Annotated in this window: 23 protein-coding genes; 3 read left to right on the forward strand and 20 right to left on the reverse strand. The window is 43.9% G+C overall.

Annotated elements, in window-relative coordinates:
• Positions 1-4: 4 nt before the first annotated feature.
• The 10 genes from AB1Y31_06555 to AB1Y31_06600 form a co-directional block, all read right to left on the reverse strand.
• On the reverse strand, positions 5-235 hold the full coding sequence (locus AB1Y31_06555) for an OadG family transporter subunit (protein ID MEW4982826.1): 231 nt from the start codon (positions 233-235) through the stop codon (positions 5-7).
• 82 nt (positions 236-317) lie between these two features.
• Positions 318-755 carry a flagellar export protein FliJ gene (fliJ, locus tag AB1Y31_06560; GenBank protein ID MEW4982827.1) on the reverse strand — a complete coding sequence of 146 codons (438 nt, stop codon included), beginning with the start codon at positions 753-755 and terminating at the stop codon, positions 318-320.
• 12 nt (positions 756-767) lie between these two features.
• Positions 768-2,153: a flagellar protein export ATPase FliI gene (gene fliI, locus AB1Y31_06565; protein ID MEW4982828.1), complete on the reverse strand. Its 1,386-nt coding sequence runs from the start codon at positions 2,151-2,153 to the stop codon at positions 768-770.
• Positions 2,150-2,785, reverse strand: coding sequence for a flagellar assembly protein FliH (locus AB1Y31_06570; GenBank protein ID MEW4982829.1), 636 nt, complete (start codon positions 2,783-2,785; stop codon positions 2,150-2,152). Before AB1Y31_06570 ends, fliI begins: the two co-directional genes overlap by 4 nt.
• Entirely contained in the window at positions 2,772-3,785 is a 1,014-nt protein-coding gene (gene fliG / locus AB1Y31_06575) for a flagellar motor switch protein FliG (protein ID MEW4982830.1), read from the reverse strand. Before fliG ends, AB1Y31_06570 begins: the two co-directional genes overlap by 14 nt.
• Positions 3,785-5,476: a flagellar basal-body MS-ring/collar protein FliF gene (fliF, locus tag AB1Y31_06580; protein ID MEW4982831.1), complete on the reverse strand. Its 1,692-nt coding sequence runs from the start codon at positions 5,474-5,476 to the stop codon at positions 3,785-3,787. Before fliF ends, fliG begins: the two co-directional genes overlap by 1 nt.
• Before the next feature lie 51 nt (positions 5,477-5,527).
• Complete coding sequence (gene fliE, locus AB1Y31_06585; protein MEW4982832.1) at positions 5,528-5,845, reverse strand: flagellar hook-basal body complex protein FliE; 318 nt, start codon at positions 5,843-5,845, stop codon at positions 5,528-5,530.
• A gap of 39 nt (positions 5,846-5,884) precedes the next feature.
• Complete coding sequence (locus tag AB1Y31_06590; protein ID MEW4982833.1) at positions 5,885-7,228, reverse strand: sigma-54 dependent transcriptional regulator; 1,344 nt, start codon at positions 7,226-7,228, stop codon at positions 5,885-5,887.
• Between the two features lies 1 nt (position 7,229).
• On the reverse strand, positions 7,230-8,414 hold the full coding sequence (locus AB1Y31_06595) for an ATP-binding protein (GenBank protein MEW4982834.1): 1,185 nt from the start codon (positions 8,412-8,414) through the stop codon (positions 7,230-7,232).
• 152 nt (positions 8,415-8,566) lie between these two features.
• A complete protein-coding gene (locus AB1Y31_06600; GenBank protein MEW4982835.1) occupies positions 8,567-9,979 on the reverse strand; it encodes a sigma-54 dependent transcriptional regulator in 1,413 nt (470 codons plus the stop codon).
• 181 nt (positions 9,980-10,160) lie between these two features.
• On the opposite strand from AB1Y31_06600, the gene AB1Y31_06605 reads away from it, so the two are divergent.
• From AB1Y31_06605 to AB1Y31_06615, 3 genes are read left to right on the forward strand one after another with little or no spacing between them, the layout of a single operon-like run.
• Complete coding sequence (locus AB1Y31_06605) at positions 10,161-11,438, forward strand: HlyC/CorC family transporter (GenBank protein MEW4982836.1); 1,278 nt, start codon at positions 10,161-10,163, stop codon at positions 11,436-11,438.
• A 41-nt stretch (positions 11,439-11,479) separates the two neighbouring features.
• Entirely contained in the window at positions 11,480-12,106 is a 627-nt protein-coding gene (locus AB1Y31_06610; protein MEW4982837.1) for an FHA domain-containing protein, read from the forward strand.
• 9 nt (positions 12,107-12,115) lie between these two features.
• Positions 12,116-12,511 carry a PilZ domain-containing protein gene (locus tag AB1Y31_06615; protein ID MEW4982838.1) on the forward strand — a complete coding sequence of 132 codons (396 nt, stop codon included), beginning with the start codon at positions 12,116-12,118 and terminating at the stop codon, positions 12,509-12,511.
• Here the strand turns inward: AB1Y31_06615 and radA are convergent.
• From radA to rnr, 10 genes are all read right to left on the reverse strand, one after another.
• Positions 12,508-13,872 (reverse strand): DNA repair protein RadA, encoded by a 1,365-nt coding sequence (gene radA / locus AB1Y31_06620; protein MEW4982839.1) that lies wholly within the window; start codon positions 13,870-13,872, stop codon positions 12,508-12,510. The two genes, AB1Y31_06615 and radA, sit on opposite strands and share 4 nt — an antisense overlap.
• Positions 13,862-14,956, reverse strand: a complete 1,095-nt coding sequence (gene alr / locus AB1Y31_06625) for an alanine racemase (GenBank protein ID MEW4982840.1) — start codon at positions 14,954-14,956, stop codon at positions 13,862-13,864. The genes radA and alr overlap by 11 nt, the downstream gene beginning before the upstream one ends.
• A 40-nt stretch (positions 14,957-14,996) precedes the next feature.
• Positions 14,997-16,394, reverse strand: coding sequence for a replicative DNA helicase (dnaB, locus tag AB1Y31_06630; protein MEW4982841.1), 1,398 nt, complete (start codon positions 16,392-16,394; stop codon positions 14,997-14,999).
• Positions 16,395-16,509: 115 nt separating this feature from the next.
• Positions 16,510-16,959 carry a 50S ribosomal protein L9 gene (gene rplI, locus AB1Y31_06635; protein MEW4982842.1) on the reverse strand — a complete coding sequence of 150 codons (450 nt, stop codon included), beginning with the start codon at positions 16,957-16,959 and terminating at the stop codon, positions 16,510-16,512.
• A 42-nt stretch (positions 16,960-17,001) separates the two neighbouring features.
• The gene (locus AB1Y31_06640; protein ID MEW4982843.1) at positions 17,002-17,907 is read right to left on the reverse strand and encodes a DUF2232 domain-containing protein; all 906 of its coding nucleotides are present in this window, start codon (positions 17,905-17,907) and stop codon (positions 17,002-17,004) included.
• Between the two features lie 39 nt (positions 17,908-17,946).
• Positions 17,947-18,183, reverse strand: coding sequence for a 30S ribosomal protein S18 (gene rpsR, locus AB1Y31_06645; GenBank protein MEW4982844.1), 237 nt, complete (start codon positions 18,181-18,183; stop codon positions 17,947-17,949).
• Positions 18,184-18,214: 31 nt separating this feature from the next.
• Positions 18,215-18,643: a 30S ribosomal protein S6 gene (gene rpsF / locus AB1Y31_06650; protein ID MEW4982845.1), complete on the reverse strand. Its 429-nt coding sequence runs from the start codon at positions 18,641-18,643 to the stop codon at positions 18,215-18,217.
• 229 nt (positions 18,644-18,872) lie between these two features.
• The gene (locus AB1Y31_06655; protein MEW4982846.1) at positions 18,873-19,391 is read right to left on the reverse strand and encodes a YcxB family protein; all 519 of its coding nucleotides are present in this window, start codon (positions 19,389-19,391) and stop codon (positions 18,873-18,875) included.
• Between the two features lie 51 nt (positions 19,392-19,442).
• Positions 19,443-20,192, reverse strand: a complete 750-nt coding sequence (gene rlmB / locus AB1Y31_06660) for a 23S rRNA (guanosine(2251)-2'-O)-methyltransferase RlmB (GenBank protein ID MEW4982847.1) — start codon at positions 20,190-20,192, stop codon at positions 19,443-19,445.
• Positions 20,192-22,414 carry a ribonuclease R gene (rnr, locus tag AB1Y31_06665; protein ID MEW4982848.1) on the reverse strand — a complete coding sequence of 741 codons (2,223 nt, stop codon included), beginning with the start codon at positions 22,412-22,414 and terminating at the stop codon, positions 20,192-20,194. Before rnr ends, rlmB begins: the two co-directional genes overlap by 1 nt.
• Positions 22,415-22,739 lie beyond the last annotated feature (325 nt).

The raw sequence follows: 22,739 nt of genomic DNA on the forward strand, positions 1-22,739 counted from the left end.
GAGTTTATTTAGAGCGAAAACGTTGAACAGCAATGGTAATTGCCGCAACGACATCTTCATTAATACCTTTGGAAACAGGAACTTTAGCACTGTGTTCAACGACGGGTTCGTATCGCTCAACAAAAAAAGAAACTGCTTTAATAACAAAAACTAACAAGCCCAAGATAAAGAAAACCATCCCCATCCCAAGCATCATTAGTTCGACACCTTGTTCTAATAAATTTGAAACATTCATTCGAGCATTATAAGGCACCAACCGCAGAAATATAAAATAAATATACGCCCGTTTAATGAATTAGTTGCGCAACACATGACCCTCAATCAAATTGAGCACCCTTAAGCACTCGGTCATCAGCGTCTTTCTGCTCTTGGCGGCCTACTTCGGCTAACTCTTCTTGCTTAGATTTCTCGATGAGTTTTTCGACCACTTTTTTTCTACTATTTGTTTTTTGGAAAGCCTGTTGGTGCTCCCCAACTTTCACCTTCATTCTTTGAACGGCCCCTATCTGTTCCTCTATAGCACCATCCAACTTTTGTACAAACGCTTGGTAGCCCTGTAACCTTGACGCCGACATACCGCCTTGCCCTTTAATCTTAAACTGGGCAACGTAGTCATCACGGTACTCTTTTAGTTTTTCCAACTGACTAAGAGAATTTTTTTGCTCTTGAACCGATTGACTCATTTTTACAGCCGCGGCTGTTTCGTTATTTTCAGCAATTCTTTTGACTGGCTCGAATCTTTTTGATTTTTTCAATACCGTTCCCATTTATGATACCACCGGCATAGCAACCGACCTCCCTTGTTTCAACACGGCTTGCAAGCCATTAATGCTTTCATCAAAACTGACCGATTCTGTTATTCGCTGCTGAAGAAATTCTAGCATCGATTCATGCATATCAACGGCTTGATCGACCAGCGAATTTGTACCGGGTTGATACGCACCCACATTAATTAAATCTGCATTTTGTTGATACCTTGAGTTTATTTTTCTAAATTCACGCGCCATATCTTGGTGCTCTTCAGGAACTACCTCTGTCATCAAGCGGCTGACCGACGCCTCTAGGTCTATTGCTGGAAAGTGCCCCGCTTCAGCCAAACTTCGAGACAAGTGAATATGCCCATCTAGGATCGCTCGACTTGCGTCAGCAATAGGGTCATTAGCGTCATCGCCTTCTGTTAACACCGTATAAAAGGCGGTAATAGAGCCCCCACCCACATCCGAATTACCCGCACGCTCTACTAGGCTGGGCAACTTACTAAAAACAGAAGGTGGATAACCTTTGGTAGCAGGTGGTTCATTAATGGCTAAAGCAATTTCACGCTGCGCCTGCGCATATCGCGTTAACGAATCCATCAGCAATAAAACATTTTTACCTTGATCTCGAAAGTATTCTGCAATACTCGTCGCCAGCATCGCACCGTGCATCCGCATTAGTGGCGGAGCATCAGCTGGTGAAGCCACAACAACAGCACGCGCCATCCCTTCTGCACCAAGTGTTTTACTCACAAACTCGTTTACTTCTCGACCACGTTCGCCGATCAAACCAACAACGACAATGTCGGCCTTAGTATATTTTGTCATCATGCCCAGCAACACACTTTTACCCACTCCACTACCAGCAAACAAGCCTATCCGCTGCCCTTGGCCAACAGTCAACAAAGAATTGATCGCGCCAATTCCCACGTCAAGCGGGTCTGTAATGGCTCTCCTGCCCAATGGGTTCATAGCTCGCCCATGCAAAGGCATGGTGTCGGTCGTGTGAACTGGGCCTTTTCCATCCAACGGCTTGCCGCCACCATCTATCACACGACCCAATAACCCAGGACCTACGTGCGCCATACTGGTTAAGCCCATCGGGATAACACGACAGTCTTGCTCAAGACCTCTAATATCGCCGGTTGGCATTAAATAAAGGCGCTCGCCTGAAAAACCAACCACTTCCGCTTCCGTACGATTACCGTCGACTGTTTCGATCATACAACGACCACCAATTGTTGAACGACAGCCCACCGCTTCCAACGTTAAACCCACCATACGGGTCAACCGCCCTTCTACCAACATGGGCTGGGGGTCTTTTATCCGCTCTTTATAGCCCTCCAGACGGTAAAGCCATTTGTTGGCACGCTGTTTTACAAAAGTTTGAGCGTTCACGAAGTCGCCCTTTCATCACCAAGCGCTTGCGCAATAATAGCTAGTAGCCTGTTTTCGATCGTCGCATCAATCGTAGAAGCGTCAGTCGATACGCGACAACCACCACGTGTAATAACGGGGTCTTCAACCACTTTCCAGCGAGTTTCATCATCTAGAGAAAAAGCTGATTTAACCAAGTTAGCATCATCAGGGTGTAAAAATAATTGTATGTTTTGAGAACTTGAAGGCAGCGCCTTTAACGCCTCTTTAACCACACCCACTACTTGTCCAGAATCTACTTTCAACTCTCGCCGAATCAACTGTTTTGAAATTTGAATCGCTAACGCTACAATTTCATTCTCTACTCGCTCATCAAACTCTTCAAATGGACTTGCTAATGACTGAACAACCGATTTGAGTGATGCCACCTGCTGCGCAACTTGCGATTCACTCGCCTTCAAACCTTTCGCAAAGCCCTCTTCATAGCCTCTTTTAGACGCTTCTTGTACGGTCTGTTGCTGTAGTTTTTCAAGCTCACCGGCAGTCGGCGCTTTCACATTGCCAATTTCAACATCAACGGATGTCGCCCCTGTAAATGAAGGGAAGTTCCATGAGGTAATATCCTCTTTTTCTGATGATTTAGACAAAATCATCACCTCCGCCGCCACCTAATGAAATTTCACCTGAATCTGCTAAACGCCTTGCGATAACCAACACTTCTTTTTGTGCCGCCTCAACGTCACTCACTTTTGCGGGAGGCGCTGCTTCCATGTCATCACGCAGCATTTCCGCCGCACGTTTAGACATATTGGCAAATACTTTTTCTTTCAACGCTTCTTCTGCAGCACGTAGCGCAAGCGTTAACACGTCTGTTGAAACTTCTTTTAATAACCCTTGAATACCACGATCATCCACGTCAATAAGATTATCAAACACAAACATTTTATCTTGAATTAACTGCCCAATTTCATCATCGGAATCGACCACTGCATCAATCAATTCAGCACTCACAGATCCTTCCATAAAGTTCAAAATATTTGCCGCCGTTTGAATACCGCCCATTTGAGCGGTTTGCGCGCCAGAATTACCCGACAGTTGTTTCTCCATAATAGCGTCTAACTCTTGCAACGCATCCGGATGCACCCCTTCCAATACAGCAATACGCATTAGCACATCAGGCCGCAGTCTTGGCGCAAGGTAACCCAACGTTTCAGCCGCTTGATCACTATCCAAATACGATAAAACAATGGCAATAATCTGCGGATGTTCTAGCCTGATTAATTCAGCGATCGTACGAGGATCCATCCATTTTAATTGCTCCAAACCTTTAGAATTTCTACCCAATAAAATCCGATCAATCACACCGCCGGCCTTATCAACGCCCAATGCATTGGTTAATACATTTTTGATGTATTTATCCGAATCAATGCCTAACGCTGTCTGACCACCAATAGTAGTAATAAAATACCCAACTACTGAATCGAGTGTTTCTGTGGTGATGTTCTCCAGGGTCGCCATCGCAGAACCCACTTGTTGAACTTCTTTCGGCCCCATATGTTTCATCACACCCGCCGCGTGATCTTCACCCAGCGACAACAACAACACAGCAGCTTTTGCCGTACCACTCAATTCTGTTGCTTGTTCTTCAGCCATTATTCTTGTATCCATGTTTTCATAACTTGTGCAACTCGTTTAGGGTCTTCCCCTGCAATCTTTTGCGCCATTTCGAGCCGTTGCTCATAACTTTTAGGTGCCTCTAACATCATCAACTCTTCATCCGACTCAAGCGCTAATGGTGCACCACCTGCCGAGGCTGAAGCCATATTGCCTTGCGCCATTCCACCGCCAGCTGCCACCATGTTTCCATCCGCCCCCATTACCATACCTTGCGCTCCCTCAGTCACCATTGCAACGGTTGGCTTTTCTAATAATGATTTAATGGTTGGCTTTAACACAACGAATATTAAGATCAGTGCAAAGATTCCACCTACAGCTTGTTTAGCGATATCCAGCACCCACGCTTGCTCCCATAAAGGTATTTCAGGTAAAGCGGCCGGCACCTCTGGCTGGATAAAAGCTAAATTAGTCACGGTAACACTGTCACCACGCAGTTCATCGAAACCAACAGCTTCCTTAACTAGGCGGGTGAACTTAGCGATTTCTTCAGTCGTATACGCCACCGATGCCCCTGCTACACCTTCAGCTGTCACCGCACCTTGTTTATTATCAATAACCACCGCAACGCTCACCCGTTTTATACGCCCCGTTGATAGCTTGGTGTGACTAATCTTTTTATCCAATTCATAATTTTTAATCGCCCTCTTATTGACGTTCATCGATGCAGCAGGCGCCTCATTTGCCGCTTCACCACCAGCGACTACTTCTGGCGCCACTCCCGCAACTGGCGGCTGATTTGATAAGGCCCCTGGAATGCCGTGCGCTCCGGCCAAACTGCTCTGCTCTTCGGTCACCTGTTCGCTTCTCAAGGCCGGCAAATCAGGATTGTATTGTTCTTGCGTTTGTTCTGTTATCGTAAAATCAACATCCGCAGAGACTGATGCACGAATAGCCCCCATACCTACAATCGGTAATAAGATATTTTCAACACGCCCAATAAGATGCTCTTCCACACCTTGCTTATATTCAAATTGATTACTCGTCATAGACATCGTGTCATTTGACGTTTTAGAACTTAGAAGCGAGCCTTTTTGATCAACGATCGTGACCTGCGTAGCATCAAGCATTGGTACAGCCGAAGACACTAAATGTAAAATAGCAGCTACTTCAGATTTTTTAAGCTCACGCCCTTGATGCATATCGACAACAACAGACGCGCTCGGTTTTTTACGGTGCCTTAAAAAAACTGATTGTTTCGGTATCGCCAGTAAAACACGGGCCGAGCGCACACTTTGAATGGTCACAATTGATCGGGCAATTTCACCTTCAAGCGCACGTTGAATACGCGCTTTCTCAATCGCCTGACTGCCACCAAAACCTGTATCTTTTTCTAACAGCTCAAACCCTTGACCACCACCGCGCGGCAAACCTAAGCCTGCCAACTGTAAGCGTAATTCATCCACTTTTGATGACGGTACTAAAATGGCACCTGAACCCGCGTCTAACTTGTACTCAACGCCTGACTGCTGCAAACCTGACACCACAGCGCTCAGTTCACGATCACCTAAATTACTGTATAACAAACTGTAGTTTGGCGTTTGCGACCACAACACGACCGCAACGCCTAATGCGACACTAATCGCTAGTGCCACCATGACGCCTAGCTGACGCACCATCATATTGCCTTGGGGTATCTGCACTTGCATTTGACCTGCGGGAGTTCCCATAATTTTAAACCTGTCCTTATTTTAATCTGTCTATGAAATAATTGATCGAACCTACATTGTCATCCGCATCACATCTTTGTACGCATCGACCAATTTGTTTCGAGTTTGTAAAACTGTCTGAAAAGATAAATTAGCCTTTTGTAACGACACCATCACCTCAGCCAAACTAGCATCTGTTTCGCCAGTAGTGAACGCCGTTGACAGTGCGCCAGCTTGTTTCTGCGTTTTATTCACCGCCTCTATAGACTGACTTAACATGGTGGAAAAATCCGATGAGTTCGTTGGTTTTGTTTCAACCACAGCACTTGAAGCCTGAACTGACATCGCTCTCATTTGGGCTAGCACACCACTTATTTGCATATCACTCATCATTATTCCCCTTAAATTTTTTAATGCTCGTTAAATATCTCACGCTGGAATCTCTACACCCGCGTCACGCATCCGCGCAATTTTGTAACGCAATGTTCTAGCGCTAATACCTAGGCGCTCTGCCGTATTCTTTCTGCTACCGTTTGAATTCACTAAGGTCTCAAGAATAAGCTTGTCTTCAACCGCTCTGACTCCATCACTCAAGTCACTTTCAACAGCTAAACTGACGTTTTCTGACGGCGGCATGGAGACCGTTTGCCCTAACTCGAAAATTAAATCGTTCGCGTCAATAATTGAGCTTGTCGCCATGATCAAAGCTCGTTGAATAACGTTCTCCAACTCTCTTACATTACCTTTCCAGCTGTGGTTCTCAAGCAGTTTAATAGCGCCTGCCGATAACTTAGGCGTAGATTGATCGCCGCTATAATGCCGAGCGATCATCGTTTTAGATAGCGCCAAAACGTCTGACTTACGTTCCCTTAGTGGCGGAATATTGATAGGAAAAACATTAATTCTGTACAACAAATCTTCTCTGAACTTACCTTCGTTCACCATCTCTCTAAGGTTCTTATTGGTCGTCGCTAGCACGCGTACATCCAAAGCGATCGTTTTCTTTCCACCCAATCGTTCCACTTCTTTTTCTTGCAAAACACGCAATAACTTAGCTTGTAATAAAATATTCATTTCTGATATTTCGTCAAGCAGGATGGTGCCGCCTTGAGCCTGCTCAAATTTACCCGCTGATGACTGATAGGCACCCGTAAACGCGCCTTTCTCGTAACCAAACAACATTGCTTCGAGCATATTTTCAGGAATCGCCGCACAATTAATGGCAATAAATGATTTTTTACTTCTGCTTGAGTTTTTATGAATAAAGCGTGACAGCACCTCTTTTCCCGTTCCACTTTCACCTTGAATAAGAACCGTCGCCTCGCTCTTAGCGACCCTACCGGCTAAAGCAACGATGTCTTTCATACTGCTGTCATTACTGGGCAATTCACCAAATGTCGTTGCTTCTGGCGCGATGGTCTGCTCGACGTTAACGATTAGTTGGTCCACTTCAAAAGGCTTCGTTAGATAATCTGCTGCGCCCGATTGTATTGCTTTAACCGCTTTTTCAACCGTCGCATGCGCCGTCATCAATAAAATGGGTAAACTGGGGAAGCGCGCCTTGAGTTCCACAAGAAGCTCCTGACCGCCCATCTGATCCATTTGAACATCGCTGATGACCAATCGCGCTTGATACACTTCTAACGCTTTTAACGCTTCAACACCATTCGCAACACACTTGGTTTTATAACCATAGGTTGTTAGCGCACCGTTAATGGCTTCTTGCAACGGCAAATCATCTTCAACAATTAATACATCTATTTGTTTTATCACGCTATAAACTCCTGTTTAATTTCTTAATTGAAGAGGCCACCACTGGTAACCGTAATTCCATGGTTGTTCCAACACCAATTGTTGACAAACATTTGATCTCACCGGCATGCGCGTTAACAACCTCGTTAACAACCGCTAGCCCTAATCCAGTACCATTCGTTTTGTTGGTATAAAACGGTTCAAATATTCGTTGCTGCTGCTCTATCGTTAAACCGACCCCTAGATCCACAACTTCAATGGTCAGATTATTAATATCGTCTAAGCCAATGTTGCATGTCACACGAGCATCGTAGCCAATGGCATCTAACGCATTGTCGAGCAAATTGCTCACCGCTCCACTGAGTGCTTCTTTATTGATGTAAACCAGCGCTGGCTTATTAATATCGGCGAATTGAAAATCAACAGCTTTATCTCGATAAAGTGCTTTTATGTGTTCAATAAACCGTTCTAAGGTAATCGACTCTTTTATAAATTCACCGCAATGTGAATAATTCAGCATATCTGTCACTTGTGAATTCAAAAACCTCAAGCTCTCAAGTAACTTTGCAGAGAATTTTTGTTGCGCATCAGCGCTTAATGCGTCCGTATTGAGTTGAGAGGCATATAACAATGCCGAGGCTAGGGGCGTGCGGACTTGGTGAGCTAAACTTGCTGAAAATTCACCCATCGCCGCCAATTTCTTTTTATGCTCAAGCTGCTGATACAACTCTTGTTGCTGAGTAATATCACTTAATAAAACAACATACCCTGACTGCCCCATTAATTTGGTTGTTGATAGCGCCACAACCTGTCCGCTTTTCAGACTAAACTGATCACCGAATGTGTCTTGACTGATCAAATGTTTTGTTCGTACAGCGCCCCAGCTTAGTCCAATAATGTCATCATCTAACCAATACCTTGCGCAGGCATTTGCCTTTATAACAATGTGCTGAGTATTTAAAACTACCAATGCTCCGGGGATCGCTTCAATCAAACCTTCTTGTTGACTAGCTAAGGCTTCCTTATCTGATAGGTACTGACTTTTTTCCGAGTTTGACTGCGCTAACTCTTTGCCGAGCAGACTGACTTGCCGCTCTAAACGTTGATAAGAGTCTGTTAGGTGTTGAGAAATTTGATTAAACGCAAGAAACGCATCTTCGAGAGGCTGGCTCTTATGGGGCGTTTCTGGTGTAGCAAGTAAGCTCATTTTCTGTCATCTCAATTAAGGTACTAGACCCAATGCCAGAAACGTGCCAGATTATTTTTTACTTCTAAAACATGATGTTATTTTATCTATTTCATACCCCGTCAAATAACAGTCACTCAATCATGACGCTGCATATCATGTTTTCGCATTTTTTAGACTAACGTTGTACGGCGCATATTAAGCTTCTTTGCCGCATGAGCCACCACACCTTTCGAATCGTCTAACGCTTGTTGAATCAACGAGCACTCTAACTTATTCAAATGCTCTTTTAGATCAATTCCCTGCCCAGGTAAAATACCCGTTGCGGCATGACTGTTCTCTTGCGCAGAGAAATCATTGCCGGATATACTTTGCGCCACAGGCATATCCGGCTCGAGGCTAAGTTCTTCTTGCCTGATAACAGGCTGATCGGAATATTTGTGAAATTTATCAGGTAAATCCTTCACATCAACCACACCATAGGCATGAATAATCGTGAGCCTCTCAACCATGTTGGCTAACTCTCTTACATTGCCCGGCCAGTCGTGTTGACATAACACCATTAACGCACCAGAGGTAAAGCGCACAGAACCTTTTTTATCTTTTTCTATCCGCTGCACTAACTCACTCACCAGCATAGGAATATCTTCAGCCCGGTCTCTTAATGGCGCGATAGTAATCGGGAACACATCCAACCTATAAAATAGGTCTTCACGAAAACTACCTTTTTCAATCTCTTTTTTGAGATCTCTATGTGTCGCTGCCAGGATCCTAACATTACACTCAATAGTCTTATTACCACCCACTCTCTCAAAAACTTTCTCTTGCAATACGCGCAATAGCTTAACTTGCATTTGCATGGGCATATCACCAATTTCATCAAGAAATAACGTGCCTCCCTCTGCCAACTCAAAACGCCCTTGCCGAGCTGTTAACGCGCCCGTAAAAGCTCCTTTTTCATGACCAAACAACTCACTTTCAATCAGCTCAGCCGGTATCGCACCGCAATTGATAGGCACGAATGCTTTTTGTCGACGAGTCGAGTGATAGTGAATATTTCGTGCAATCACTTCTTTACCAGTGCCTGACTCGCCCAGAATTAAAACCGTCGCATCTGAAACACACACCTGTTGGATCAACTGTCTAACACGTTTCACTTCCTGGCTATTACCCACCAAACTTCTAAAGAGCTCAGAAGCCCTTTGAGACAAGTCTTCGTTCAGTGAATTTGCTGCAGACTGCAACTGACGGATGCCATTTACAAAGTTCTGATAGGTCGTTGGCCATTCTAGAGGGACTAAATAACCCAACAATGTTTTGGCTATTTTTGGTGCTTTACCTTTGTTGTGGATATATAAAAATGGCTGCTGGCGTTTACGCTCAGCAAAAAACGCATGAATCACATCAGCGTCGACATCGACCCCTTCTGCCAACACGACAAGAGGAGAATCATCGATATTAACAGCCGCTTTCAGCTTATCAAGTGTTAATAATTTAACCTTGTAATCTAAGAAACTCAGTATTGTGGACACCTCAGAACGACGACTTTTATCATCATCTATCACAAACACTTTTTGTAATGCCATAAACCTACAACCTATTATTTTTTTTATATCCGTATGTCCTTTAGTATGTCAAAAAACCGACACTATTTGCAGGTTTTTATAAACTAACACCGACTTTAGTACATGAATTACGTTTTAGCTTGACAGTTAACCGAACAAGTTTTAGAAAGTAATTATATTAATATTTAATCCAAGCTACGCTGTGACTGATCTTTCATTGGGCTTTCTTTTTAGTACCCTAGCCATCCTCATTTTATTATCTGCATTCTTTTCAGGCTCTGAAACTGCCTTAATGCGTTTAAATCGCTACCGCCTATTACACCTTATTAAGGGCGAGCACTTGGGTGCAAAACTAGCACACAAACTCCTTCAAAAACCCGACCGTTTAATTGGCCTAATTTTACTCGGCAATAATTTCATTAATATTTTGGCTTCGTCCATTTCAACGATTATTGCGTTACGCTTATATGGTGAAGCAGGTATAGCCATTGCTGCAGGGTTACTTACTTTCGTGATTCTAATTTTCTCAGAAGTCGCACCAAAAACATGGGCCGCAAGCCACCCTGAGCGACTCGCATTTTTCGCTTCCATCATCTACACGCCGCTATTAAAACTGCTGTATCCGATTGTCTGGATCATTAATACCTTGTCCAACTTACTGCTTAAAGCCTTCGGCATCCATGTGCGTCATGATGCCGACACAGCAATGCAGCATGAAGAACTCCGTACGGTCGTCACTGAGGCTGGCAGTCTTATCCCTGATGAACACAAGGACATGTTGCTCGGTATTCTGGATCTTCAACAAGCGACCGTTGAAGACATCATGACGCCCATTAATGAAATACATGGCATTGACCTTGATGACGATGTAAGTGATATCAAAAAGCAATTATTGAGTTCCTCATACTCAAATTTGCCTATTTTCAGAACCAACATGGATTCCATTCAAGGGTACCTAAAAACAAAAGATCTTTTTAGCTTGATACATGACGAGGATTTCAACCAGCAAAAGTTACTCGATGTGCAACGAGACGCATACTTTGTTCCAAACAATACCAGCCTCTACAAGCAACTGATTAACTTCCAACAGAATAAGCAACGGTTTGCTTTTGTTGTGAATGAATACGGCTCTCTTCTTGGCCTAATCACATTACAAGATGTCTTAGAGGAAGTCATTGGCGAATTCACCACGGACCCTTCAGACAGCTCACCAGACATTCAGAAAAAAGCCGATGGCACATTGCTAATCAGTGGCAATATAACCATCAGAGAACTAAATCGTTCATTGGAATGGGACTTGCCAACAAACGGGCCAAAAACATTAAATGGGCTTATTATCGAGTACCTCGAGTCTATTCCAAAACAAGGAACTAGTCTTAAACTATACAACCACCCCATTGAAATTGTTCAAATGGAAGGCAACGCCGTTAAACTTGCTAAATTTCAATCAGATAAGGTCATTAAAAAAATAGCGCTATGATTTAACTGATCTATACTTAGGAAAATAATGGAATACCACCTATGGCAAAGCTAACCCTTTTTTTCAACAATAGACCCATTGACGTTTTTCATCTAGAACAAAGTATATCCTCGCTCGGTAGAGATTCGTCTAACACGTTTGTTATCGACAGCCTTGCCATTGCTCCAACACACCTAAAAATAACACTTATCGCCGATGAGTATTTTATCGAAAATTCATCTGAGCAGTTTTCAACACTCATAAATAACCACCTTATTAATAGAAGTGTCATCCGGCAAGGTGACAAAATCACTATCGGAAAACACACACTTTTTTACTCACACACCTCTGACTTCTCAATACTGGACAACACTCAAGCAGAAAACTCTTCAGCAACTGAGCAACTCGCCCCTAAGTCAGCAAGCAACCTAGGTACAGCTAACATACAAATTATGAACGGTGCTGATATCGGCTTAGTCGTTAGCTTGAATAAAGTTGTTAACGAAATAAATATTGCCGACAGCACCCCAGCCATTATTGTCAAACGAAACGATGGCTACTATATCTCTAGATTGGCGGATGATGTAGAGATCCATGTTGATGGTGTCGCCATCTCAGCTGAGACAATATTAAATAACAACACCCCGATACAAATTGGCGAAAAGAAATATATTTACTTCATAGAATAGGACATAAATGTGAACGATGATCATAAAGAAAAAAGACGCTTCAAGCGCATCTTCCATGATGCAAGCACTCACTTAATTGCCGAGGATGGCAGCGCCGTACAGTGCAATTTATTGGATATTTCGTTTAACGGCTGTTTAATATCTGGTAGTAAATACACGGCTAACTTTCAAGTACAAGACAAGCTCACTATCGACATTATATTAGGCGAACAGATCGGTATTGAAGTATCAGCGCACATCGTCTTCATCGGCAAATACAAGCAGCTAGGCTTTCAATTTGACGAAATTGATATTGATAGCGTTACCGCATTGAGAAAACTGGTGGAACTCAATATGGGCGACACCTCCATGCTAGAAAGAAACTTATTATCTCTTAGCTCACTTGGATCAGATGAAGACCCTTAGAAAAACTCTAAGGCATCTCGCAGCACACTCACTGGGTGAGTTTTCAAACCATCAATGCCGCCTTTAGGAATATTACCTTTCGGCGCTAAAGCAAACTTAAAGCCGTGTTTAGCAGCCTCCCTCAGGCGCTCTTCACCATTCGGCACAGGGCGTACTTCGCCTGACAGGCCCAGCTCGCCAAACACGACCCAGTCCTTCGGGATATTTTTAGATTTAAAACTGGATAATAACGCAGCTACTACCGCTAAATCACTGCCCGTTTCCATAACTCGTAAACCACCTACAATATTCACGAATACATCTTGATCTAATAAAGAACACTGCCCATGTCGATTCAAAATCGCCAGCAACATTGCCAACCTATTTTGATCCATACCCACGGTGACTCGTTTAGGATTGCCTTGCCGGCACTCATCCACCAGCGCTTGCACCTCAACCAATAATGGCCTCGACCCTTCACGAGTAACCATCACCACACTACCAGGCACTTCTTGTTCGTGTCGTGAAAGAAAGATCGCCGACGGGTTCGTTACTTCTCGCAGCCCTTTCTCAGTCATTGCAAAAACGCCCAATTCATTAACCGCACCAAAGCGGTTTTTGATTGCGCGAATGACTCGAAAGCGGCTGCCTGAATCACCCTCAAAATATAAAACAGAGTCCACCATATGTTCCAGTACTCGCGGCCCTGCGATCGCACCCTCTTTCGTCACGTGGCCTACTAGAAATATAGTCGTATTAGTCCGTTTAGCAAAACGAACCAAGCGCGCAGCACATTCTCTAACTTGACCAACTGAGCCTGGGGCAGATGCCAACTCATCACTAAACACGGTTTGAATTGAGTCGATCACCAACACCTTTGACGACATTTTTTCAGCCGTTGCCAAAATAGTTTCCAGTGAAATTTCACATAAAATATTTACTTTATCAACCGAAAGTTGGAGCCGGGTCGCCCGCATACTCACCTGTTGAGCAGATTCCTCACCGCTAACATATAGCGTATTAGTATGTTGGCTTAAACTGGCTAACGACTGCAGCAATAACGTTGATTTACCAATACCAGGATCACCACCAATGAGGATAGCTGAGCCAGGCACAATACCGCCACCCAATACTCGGTCCAACTCATCTAGCCCGCTTTTAGCCCGCTCAATACACTGCGCTTCCACCGCCGATAATATTTGCACCTCAGCTGAACTTGTTTGATCTGCGTAGCCACTAAAACGGTTTACTTTCGAAGAGCTCGATACGATTGATTCATCTAGGGTATTCCAGCCACCACAATCTTGGCATTGGCCTGCCCACTTTGAGGCACTCGAACCACACTCACGGCAGCTATACACGGTTTTTGGTTTACTCGCCATCAACAGACTCTCTTATAATTCTAGTGACTCGATCGGTAATGCCGCACATCAACTCATAGGAAATCGTATCGCTTTTTTCAGCAACCTCCTCAACCGGCAGTCCATCGCCCCATAAAACAACCTCATCACCCACTTTGATATTCACACATTGGCTGACATCCACATTAATAGAATCCATCGACACTCGCCCTACCAGCGGGGCTTTTTGTCCAGCAACGATCACCGGTGTTCCGGTTGCCGCATGACGCGGATAACCATCGCCATAACCAATACCAATGGTTGCTATCAAACTAGTTCTTTTTGCCTGCCAAACCGCACCATAACCGACAAACTCGCCTCTTTTAACCGTTCGAAGTGAGATGACACTGCTTTTTAGCGTCATAACGGCTTGTAAGTCATCAGTATTCGCCGCTACGTTACAAAACGGACCACCGCCATAGAGCATAATCCCCGGGCGCACCCAATGCCGCTGTGCACGTTGCCAACCAAGAAGACCCGCTGAATTAGCAATACTTTGCTCACCGCTTAAGCCCACTATACTTTGGTCAAACAAATCAATTTGTTTTTCGGTTGACACTGAATCCATATCATCCGCACAGGCTAAATGCGTCATCAACTTAATCGGCAAACGTACTTTACCCGTTAACTGCAGCGCATCGTGAATTCTGCTCACAGTCGAGCTGTCGACACCCAAGCGATTCATCCCCGTATTTATTTTTAACCAAACCGAAATTGGTGTTGAAAGGCTGCTTAAATTCAACAACTCCAACTGATACTCACTATGAATAACGGCGTCTAAGTCATAGCTAGAAAACTGTACAACCTCATCCACCGAAACAAAACCGGTCAGTACTAAAATAGGCGTGGTAATGCCTGCATTTCTAAGTGCTATCGCCTCATCTAACCGTGCTACTGCAAAACCATCAACATCAGATAAGGCTTGCGCAACCGCCAACATGCCATGTCCATATGCATCCGCTTTAATCACCGCCATTAACTTTGAATGCGGTGCGGCTTGACGAGCAATGGAAGCATTATGCCTCAATGCTGATAAGTCAATAATGACCTTAGTATGGCTAGACATGTTTAACGTAGGACTTCGTTAGCGTGAATAATGAGTCGAGTTAGTACTCATCATCAATGTACGAGTCATTTGCAAGATTTTCAAACCGCGTGTATTGCCCTAAGAAGGTCAAACGGCACGTTCCGATGGGGCCATTACGCTGCTTACCAATGATAATTTCTGCCACGCCTTTTGCTTCAGAATCCTCGTTATACACCTCATCTCTATAAATAAAGATAATCACGTCGGCATCCTGCTCAATACTACCCGACTCTCTTAAATCAGACATAACGGGGCGCTTATTCGGGCGTTGCTCCAAGTTACGATTTAACTGCGATAAAGCAATAACAGGAACATTCAACTCTTTCGCCAGTGCTTTTAATGACCGAGAAATATCAGAAATCTCTGCCACACGACTTTCACTTTTGGAAGGTGACTGCATTAGCTGTAAATAATCTAGTACGATCAAGCCTAACTGGCCGTGCTCTTTCATTAAGCGCCGAGAACGTGCACGAATCTCTATTGGGCTTAATGCCGCCGTATCGTCTATAAATATTTTTGCTTCAGCCAAAATGTTAATTGATGATTGCATCCGCGGCCACTCATCGTCGTCGAGCTGCCCAGTTCTTACTTTATGCTGATCAATCCGGCCTAAGGACGACATCATCCTCATCGCTAACGAATCGCCAGGCATCTCCATACTAAACACAGCAATCGGCAGACCACTTTTGATACCTACGTTTTCCGCAAGGTTCATCGCAAAACTGGTTTTACCCATCGAAGGTCGCCCTGCCACGATAATTAAATCCGCTGGCTGAAGCCCTGATGTCATTTCATCTAGATCAGAGAAACCCGTACTAACACCGGTAATCGAATTCTGGTTCTCATGTAACTCTGTGATCTTATCGACCGCTTTACCCAATAAATCTTTTATCGTCTCAAAGCCTTTCTGTCCTTTCGCCCCTTGCTCTGCGATCTTAAAGACCTTACTTTCAGCCACATCCAGTAATTCATTGATATCACGGCCTTCGGTATCAAACCCAGAGTCCGAAATTTCGTTACCAATGTGAATCAATTGGCGTCGAACAGAACGCTGACGCACAATGGCTGCGTAACTCACAATATTGGCCGCACTCGGTGTATCTTTGGCCAACGCACCCAAATACGCCAAACCACCCACACTCTCTAGCTCACCTGTTTGACCTAGTATTTCTGAAATAGTGACCACATCGAAGGGTTCGTCTTTTTTTGCTAAATCAGCAATTGCTTCAAATATTAAACGGTGATCCTTACGGTAGAAATCCTCTGCCATCACCTTGTCAGCCACTGTATCCCAGCACTGATTGTCTAGCATCAAACCACCTAAAACAGATTGTTCGGCTTGCAAAGAATGTGGCGGCACACGAAGAAACTCCGTTTCATCCGGCATTTCATAATCGAACATTGGTTCTTCAGACATGGATCTACTTAAAATTTAAATGGAAAGTTAAACGATTGTACAGGAAGGGTAAATCCGGATCGCAAAAAAAAGCCGGTGTCAAAAAGACACCGGCTTTCTCACAAAAGATAGCGGTCTAGTCTTCAGAAACTACCGCTAATTTAAGTGTTGCAACAACATCAGAGTGCAAGTGAATAGCTACTTCAAATTCACCCGTTTGTCTAATTGATCCTTCAGACAACTTGATTTCTTGCTTATCAATTTCAACACCTGCATCAGCACATGCTTTGATAATGTCTGGCAAACCTACTGAACCAAATAATTTACCTTCTTCACCTGCTTGGTGAGTGATTGTCAGGCTTAGTTTTTCAACAGCTTCTGCTCGTGTTTGAGCCTGTGTTAAACGGTCTGCTTCTGCTTTTTCAAGATCGGCTCTACGCGCTTCAAATTCTTTAATTCTATCAGGGGTTGCAAGAACTGCTTTACCGCCCGGTATTAAAAAATTACGACCAAAACCTGGTTTAACCGATACTTTATCGCCCAAATTACCTAAATTTGCTACTTTTTCAAGAAGAATAATGTTCATCTTTACTGAATCCTATCTATAAATTTAAAATTTAACCCAGCGTTACGCTTTAACTAACCGTTGACGCCAATCCATCCAAACATCCGATAACCCAATCAATACTAAGGGTAACATCAAATGTGGCACAAAAAATACTGCAATATAAAAAACCCCGAGCAAAAATCGACTGCCGCCTCTGTTTTTAATTACCACATGAACAACAGATACGCCTACTATAAAAAATAACAGTAGAACTTGTATATCGAGGTTCCATATTAACTCTGCAAACTGCCCTTCTAATAACACACCTAAGGCAATAAGCACTACAAACACCAAGCCATCACGAGGCAACAAACGAATATGGCTAAACTCCTCGTCAAAACCACCTGCATTAAACAGTAGGCCTTGCCACCATCTTCCTAACAACAAGCTCATTAACAAGCTAATAAGCGTACCGGCTACTACAATTCCAGTAATGTACTGGGACCAAAACTCCAGGCCTTCTTGCAACTCTGCCTGAGTGATGAGTAAACCTTGTTGCTCCACTAAGCTTTTAATAATATTTTGGATGCCTTCCGCCCAAAGTTGGGCTGGGTTATCTATCGTTAAATAGACACCGGCTACCGCCAACATCCCTAATACTACCAAAAACTCTAGGGCTTTATTTAGCTGCCTACTTTCGCGCAGTACCATCGACACTAAAAAGGCCGGCAACCACATAATGAGCAGATATGTAAAGGAAACTAATGATGTTCCCAATAACATATACCCCATTAATGCAGTCGCTACCGTTGATCCTACTAAAACCCTTAAGCCTTCAGTAGAACCATTTCTTAGTGTCACCAAACATACTGCAGCGACACTCACTATCAGCAGTGGCGGAAATAACAATGACAAAATAGCCATTGTGGCCACAACAATAGTAGCCTGCCGCCCGCCTTGCATAATAAATATTGCTAATGCTTTCATAATGCAGGGCTTAAAACGCGATCACTCGCGACAAATATTCTAACGTTCGTGTGCGTCGCAATATGGAATCAATGAAAGAAAACGAGCTTTTTTAATCGCTGCAGTTAACTGACGTTGGTACTTTGCCTTTACACCTGTTACACGAGCAGGAATGATTTTTCCTGTTTCCGTCATATATTCTTTTAATGTATCCAAATCTTTGTAATCAATTTCTTTTACATTCTCCGCAGTAAAGCGGCAGTAACGTGGACGTCTAAAACCTTTATCAAATGCCATATCTATTCCTTAAATTTTGTTTTACAGCGTCTTATTTTTCCGTTGCTTTTTCAGCAACAGGCTCAGACTTTTCTGTTTTTTCAGCTGGTGCTTCAGCCGCTTTTTGGACAGGCTTTACATAAGATTTAGCCGCTTCTTTTTCGTTTGATTTAGCAAGAGGCGTTGTACCAGCCGCTGCTTCATCACGACGCATAATCATATTTCTGATCACTGCATCATTGAATTTGAATGACTTTTCTAATTCATCAAGACCTTCTTGACTACACTCAATGTTCATCAATGTGTAATGGGCTTTATGAATTTTATTGATTGGATAAGCAAGCTGCCTTCTACCCCAATCTTCTACTCGGTGAATATTGCCGCCGCTTTCTTTAATTGACGCACTATAACGCTCAATCATTGCAGGCACTTGCGCACTTTGATCCGGGTGAACCAAAAATACAACTTCGTAATGTCTCATTTTATCTCCTTAAGGATTATCAGCTTCCCTGAAATACAGGTGAAGCAAGGATCACAGCCCAATATTAAGGACCGCAATTTCGAACGCGCGATTTTACAGACATTAACCCTGTAAATCAAGCGAACGCCTGAGGTTTAAGATTTATTTGCTTTTAATTTACTACTTCTACAACTCACAAGTAAACATCGCACACCAAAGGCATAACTTATCAAGCAGGACTTGGTTTAGATTATTTCTTCATCGCATCGACTAACTCGGCATAAAAGGCTTTGAAATCGCTCTCTTTAGACACCCTATCTTTCGGAATAATAATGGCTGCATCTTTACTCATATAAAGGTAAACATGGTGTTTTGACTTTTCAAGTCTATGAATACTCGACCATTCTATAAGATCCTCTCCCATCGGCCTAATTTCCATCAAGCCCTCAGGGGTTACTTTCAAACTATAGTCACCCGTGGCCTGCTCTACCTGCTCATCAGACATCTGATCATTAACGTGTTGGTAAAATCTCTTCTTCAACCACGCCGGCACCAATAACGACCAAATGAACGCACCCGTCAAGGTCAACACACCCTTTTGCGCATCTCCTGTAGACATCACAATAAACAATGCTGCAACAGCAATAATTGCAGGCCATAACATCTGATGCCTCGTCACACTTTTACCGTAGGCACTATTCATCTTGGCGTGATATTCATTAAATTCAAGAAGATCAGTTTTTTGTACGGTAAAAACTAAAGTAGACATGGTGTGTTCCAATATTTATGTAATATTTTATTATTCGGTTATTTGATTTTTTTATAAGGCTTTCTTATTTTGCCGAAGCACTTCATACAAAATAATGCCCGTTGCGACTGAGACATTCAGACTCTCTACCTTTTCTGACATCGGAATCTTAACCAACTGGTCACATTGTTGTTGCGTTAATTGCCTTAAACCTTTCCCCTCAGCACCCATGACGATAGCCACGGATCCTGTTAATTCGGCATCAAAAATACCCAGTGTCGCCTCGCCTGCGGCACCACTGAGCCAGACACCCTCGCCTTTAAGCCATTTCAACGTTCGAACAAGGTTGGTGACACGGTAGACAGGAAGCACTTCAGCCGCTCCACTGGCCACCTTACAAACCGTAGCATTTAGCCTGCAGGCATTGTCTTTTGGCACAATCACGCCTTGCACACCCGCCGCCAACGCGGTCCTTAAACACGCACCTAAATTATGCGGGTCAGTGACTTGATCTAAGACCAAATAAAACGCATCATCTGTACGTTCTTTAACCCTTTTTTTGAGCTCCTCCTCTGTGCGCTCTTGTGGCAGCTTAACGGTTAGTAAGACACCCTGATGATTCCCATTGCCGGACAACTTCTCTAACGTTTTCTTATCCGCATATTCAACACGTACCCCCACAACATCCAAGCTCTCTTTTATTGCTTGTAGCTTTGCATCTTTTCGCTGGCGATCTAACCACGCGTTAACGATTCGATCTGGCCCAGCTTTAATCAGCGCTTGCGCAGCATGAATACCATAAACTGTTTGCATCTCAGCCATTATCGTCTGCTCTTCTTAAAGCGCTTACTCGACACTTTTTTCTTCTGTTCCGCCCCCACTAAGGACAAGTCAATTTTCTTGTCATCTAAACTTACTTTCACCACTTTCACCTGTAACCGATCACCTAAGCGAAATGATTTATTCGTACGTTCGCCGAGTAAACGATGTTTACCTGCATCAAAGTGATAGTAATCATCACCCAACGCGGTTACGTGAATCAGGCCATCAATAAAGACTTTATCCAACTCTACAAACAAGCCAAATGAAGTAACAGAGGAAACGACCCCAGTAAACTGCTGGCCAATTTTATCCATCATAAACTCACACTTTAGCCAACTCTCAACATCACGTGTTGCCTCGTCTGCGCGACGGCTACAGTGCGAACAATGCTCGCCAAATAAATCCATGTCGCCATCTGAGTAATTAAAACTCGCTGGCGTTTGTTTTTGAATAACGTGCTTAATTGCTCGGTGCGTCAACAAGTCCGGATAACGTCGAATTGGCGAGGTAAAGTGCGCATACAAATCTAACGCCAAGCCAAAATGTCCTTGCTGCTCTGGGCTATACATAGCTTGTGACATTGAACGCAACATAACGGTTTCTATTAAATGCGAGTCGGGGCGGTCGTGTATGCTGGCAATCAATTGCTTATAATGATGCGGCTTTGGCTCTTCACCACCCTCCAAACTTAAACCAAGTTCTGACAAAAACCCTCTAAGCTTTAACAAGCGGTCAACACTTGGGCCATCATGTATACGCAGTAAATTAGGCATCTTTTGTTTCGCTAGAAAGTCAGCCGTTGATGCATTTGCTGCAATCATAAACACTTCAATAAGGCGATGCGCATCATGCCGAACAACCGGTTCAATGGCTTTTATTTTTCGCCCCTTATCAAAAACAAAGCGCGTTTCAAAGGTATCAAATTCAAGTGCACCACGCTCGTCTGCCGCCACTTTCATTACCTCATAGAGGCCCCGCAAGGCATTCAAATGCGGCAGAAGTTTTTTATGTTTTTGCAGGAGCTCTGGCGCCGTTTCGTCAAATATCGACCCAACTTCATCATACGTTAGCCTCGCATGTGAATGCATCACTGCTTGGTAAAACTTGACGCCAGTCACCGTCCCTTGCTCATCCAGCCGCATCTCACAAACCATGCACAAGCGGTCAACGTGAGGGTTGAGACTGCACAGCCCGTTAGACAACACTTCAGGTAACATCGGTATCACTTTTTCGGGGAAATACACTGAGGTACCCCGCTCATATGCTTCTGTATCAATGGCACTATTGGGCCTTACATAGTGAGCCACATCAGCAATGGCTACACAGAGCTTCCAGCCCTTTGCCATTTTTTTACAAAACACTGCGTCATCAAAATCTCGCGCATCAGCGCCATCTATTGTTACAAAAGGCAGCTTACGAATGTCTTTTCGATCAAGCAAATCCGCCTCAACCACGCCGGCACCAAAACTTTGCGCTTCATCAAGCACCGCTTGTGACCAACTATTTGGTAACTCGTATGAACGAATCGCCATGTCAATCTCCATACCTGGCGCCATATGGTCGCCCATCACTTCAATTACCTTAGCAATAGCTTGTGTACGGGCAGATGGGTAGCGTGAAATCTGCGCCATCACAATCTGGCCATCTTTCGCGCCTAAGGTCGCGTCTGCAGGAATCAGTATGTGCTGAAAAATTCGTTTATTTTCTGCTTCAACATGGAAAACGCCCATCACATCGAAAAATCGTCCGACCACCGTTTTAACTTTTCTATCTAGCACTTCAACAATACGTGCCTCGAGCTTTCCTTGACGATTCAACTTCCCTCGACTAGCAACTACACGGTCACCGTTCATTAACGCGCGCATTTCGTGTGGCGGTATAAACATATCGTCACCGCCGGCATCGCGTTTCAAAAATCCGAACCCATCCGCATGGCCAATCACCACGCCAGTTTCAAGGTCGCTTTGTTGCACCAAGCAATACTGCTCTTTTCGATTAAATAGCAACTCACCCGACTTCAACATCGCCGATAAATGGCGCGATAACGATTTTTTTTCTCGTTTAGATTGCACCATTAAACCGCCAGCGATATCTAGCCAAGCCTGGGGCCGTTTTTGATTGGCCAAGTAGCTTACTAGCTGCGTTTTAGTGATGAGTTCTTTATCATCGATGGCTTCTATCTCTTTTCTTGACAATTTATTGGAGGGCTTCTTTTTAGACACGGCTTGAGGGTTTAATGAGGTGGGGCAACAAGCCTAATGCGCATGAGCGGAGTTTGCAACCTATAGTTACCCTAGCCGGACACGCACTCAACCGAGTGCATACTTTATGAGACATACGTATAAGCCAAATCGGCTCAACCAGCGTAGGTTGCCAAACAACCTACATAATCTTCCCCTAATGTTAGTTAGAGTGACTAATGTCACGTGAAAAAACCACCTTTACCGTAATATTTGCGCCAGTTGGGATGTTCTCAAAGATGTACCAACCTCCTCAGGTTCTCATGAACCTCTTATACCCGCGATTCTTTCGCGGGTTTTTTTTGCT

It is taken from the genome of Cycloclasticus sp. (assembly GCA_040743155.1).
Classification (GTDB): domain Bacteria; phylum Pseudomonadota; class Gammaproteobacteria; order Methylococcales; family Cycloclasticaceae; genus Cycloclasticus.

What these genes read in the sequence shown, in the direction of transcription:
- AB1Y31_06555 (MEW4982826.1), bottom strand. Translation starts at nt 235, where the DNA reads ATGAATGTTTCAAATTTATTAGAACAAGGTGTCGAACTAATGATGCTT.
- AB1Y31_06570 (MEW4982829.1), bottom strand. Translation starts at nt 2,785, where the DNA reads ATGATTTTGTCTAAATCATCAGAAAAAGAGGATATTACCTCATGGAAC.
- fliG (MEW4982830.1), bottom strand. Translation starts at nt 3,785, where the DNA reads ATGGCTGAAGAACAAGCAACAGAATTGAGTGGTACGGCAAAAGCTGCT.
- fliF (MEW4982831.1), bottom strand. Translation starts at nt 5,476, where the DNA reads ATGGGAACTCCCGCAGGTCAAATGCAAGTGCAGATACCCCAAGGCAAT.
- fliE (MEW4982832.1), bottom strand. Translation starts at nt 5,845, where the DNA reads ATGAGTGATATGCAAATAAGTGGTGTGCTAGCCCAAATGAGAGCGATG.
- AB1Y31_06595 (MEW4982834.1), bottom strand. Translation starts at nt 8,414, where the DNA reads ATGAGCTTACTTGCTACACCAGAAACGCCCCATAAGAGCCAGCCTCTC.
- AB1Y31_06600 (MEW4982835.1), bottom strand. Translation starts at nt 9,979, where the DNA reads ATGGCATTACAAAAAGTGTTTGTGATAGATGATGATAAAAGTCGTCGT.
- AB1Y31_06610 (MEW4982837.1), top strand. Translation starts at nt 11,480, where the DNA reads ATGGCAAAGCTAACCCTTTTTTTCAACAATAGACCCATTGACGTTTTT.
- radA (MEW4982839.1), bottom strand. Translation starts at nt 13,872, where the DNA reads ATGGCGAGTAAACCAAAAACCGTGTATAGCTGCCGTGAGTGTGGTTCG.
- alr (MEW4982840.1), bottom strand. Translation starts at nt 14,956, where the DNA reads ATGTCTAGCCATACTAAGGTCATTATTGACTTATCAGCATTGAGGCAT.
- dnaB (MEW4982841.1), bottom strand. Translation starts at nt 16,394, where the DNA reads ATGTCTGAAGAACCAATGTTCGATTATGAAATGCCGGATGAAACGGAG.
- rplI (MEW4982842.1), bottom strand. Translation starts at nt 16,959, where the DNA reads ATGAACATTATTCTTCTTGAAAAAGTAGCAAATTTAGGTAATTTGGGC.
- AB1Y31_06640 (MEW4982843.1), bottom strand. Translation starts at nt 17,907, where the DNA reads ATGAAAGCATTAGCAATATTTATTATGCAAGGCGGGCGGCAGGCTACT.
- rpsR (MEW4982844.1), bottom strand. Translation starts at nt 18,183, where the DNA reads ATGGCATTTGATAAAGGTTTTAGACGTCCACGTTACTGCCGCTTTACT.
- rpsF (MEW4982845.1), bottom strand. Translation starts at nt 18,643, where the DNA reads ATGAGACATTACGAAGTTGTATTTTTGGTTCACCCGGATCAAAGTGCG.
- AB1Y31_06655 (MEW4982846.1), bottom strand. Translation starts at nt 19,391, where the DNA reads ATGTCTACTTTAGTTTTTACCGTACAAAAAACTGATCTTCTTGAATTT.
- rlmB (MEW4982847.1), bottom strand. Translation starts at nt 20,192, where the DNA reads ATGGCTGAGATGCAAACAGTTTATGGTATTCATGCTGCGCAAGCGCTG.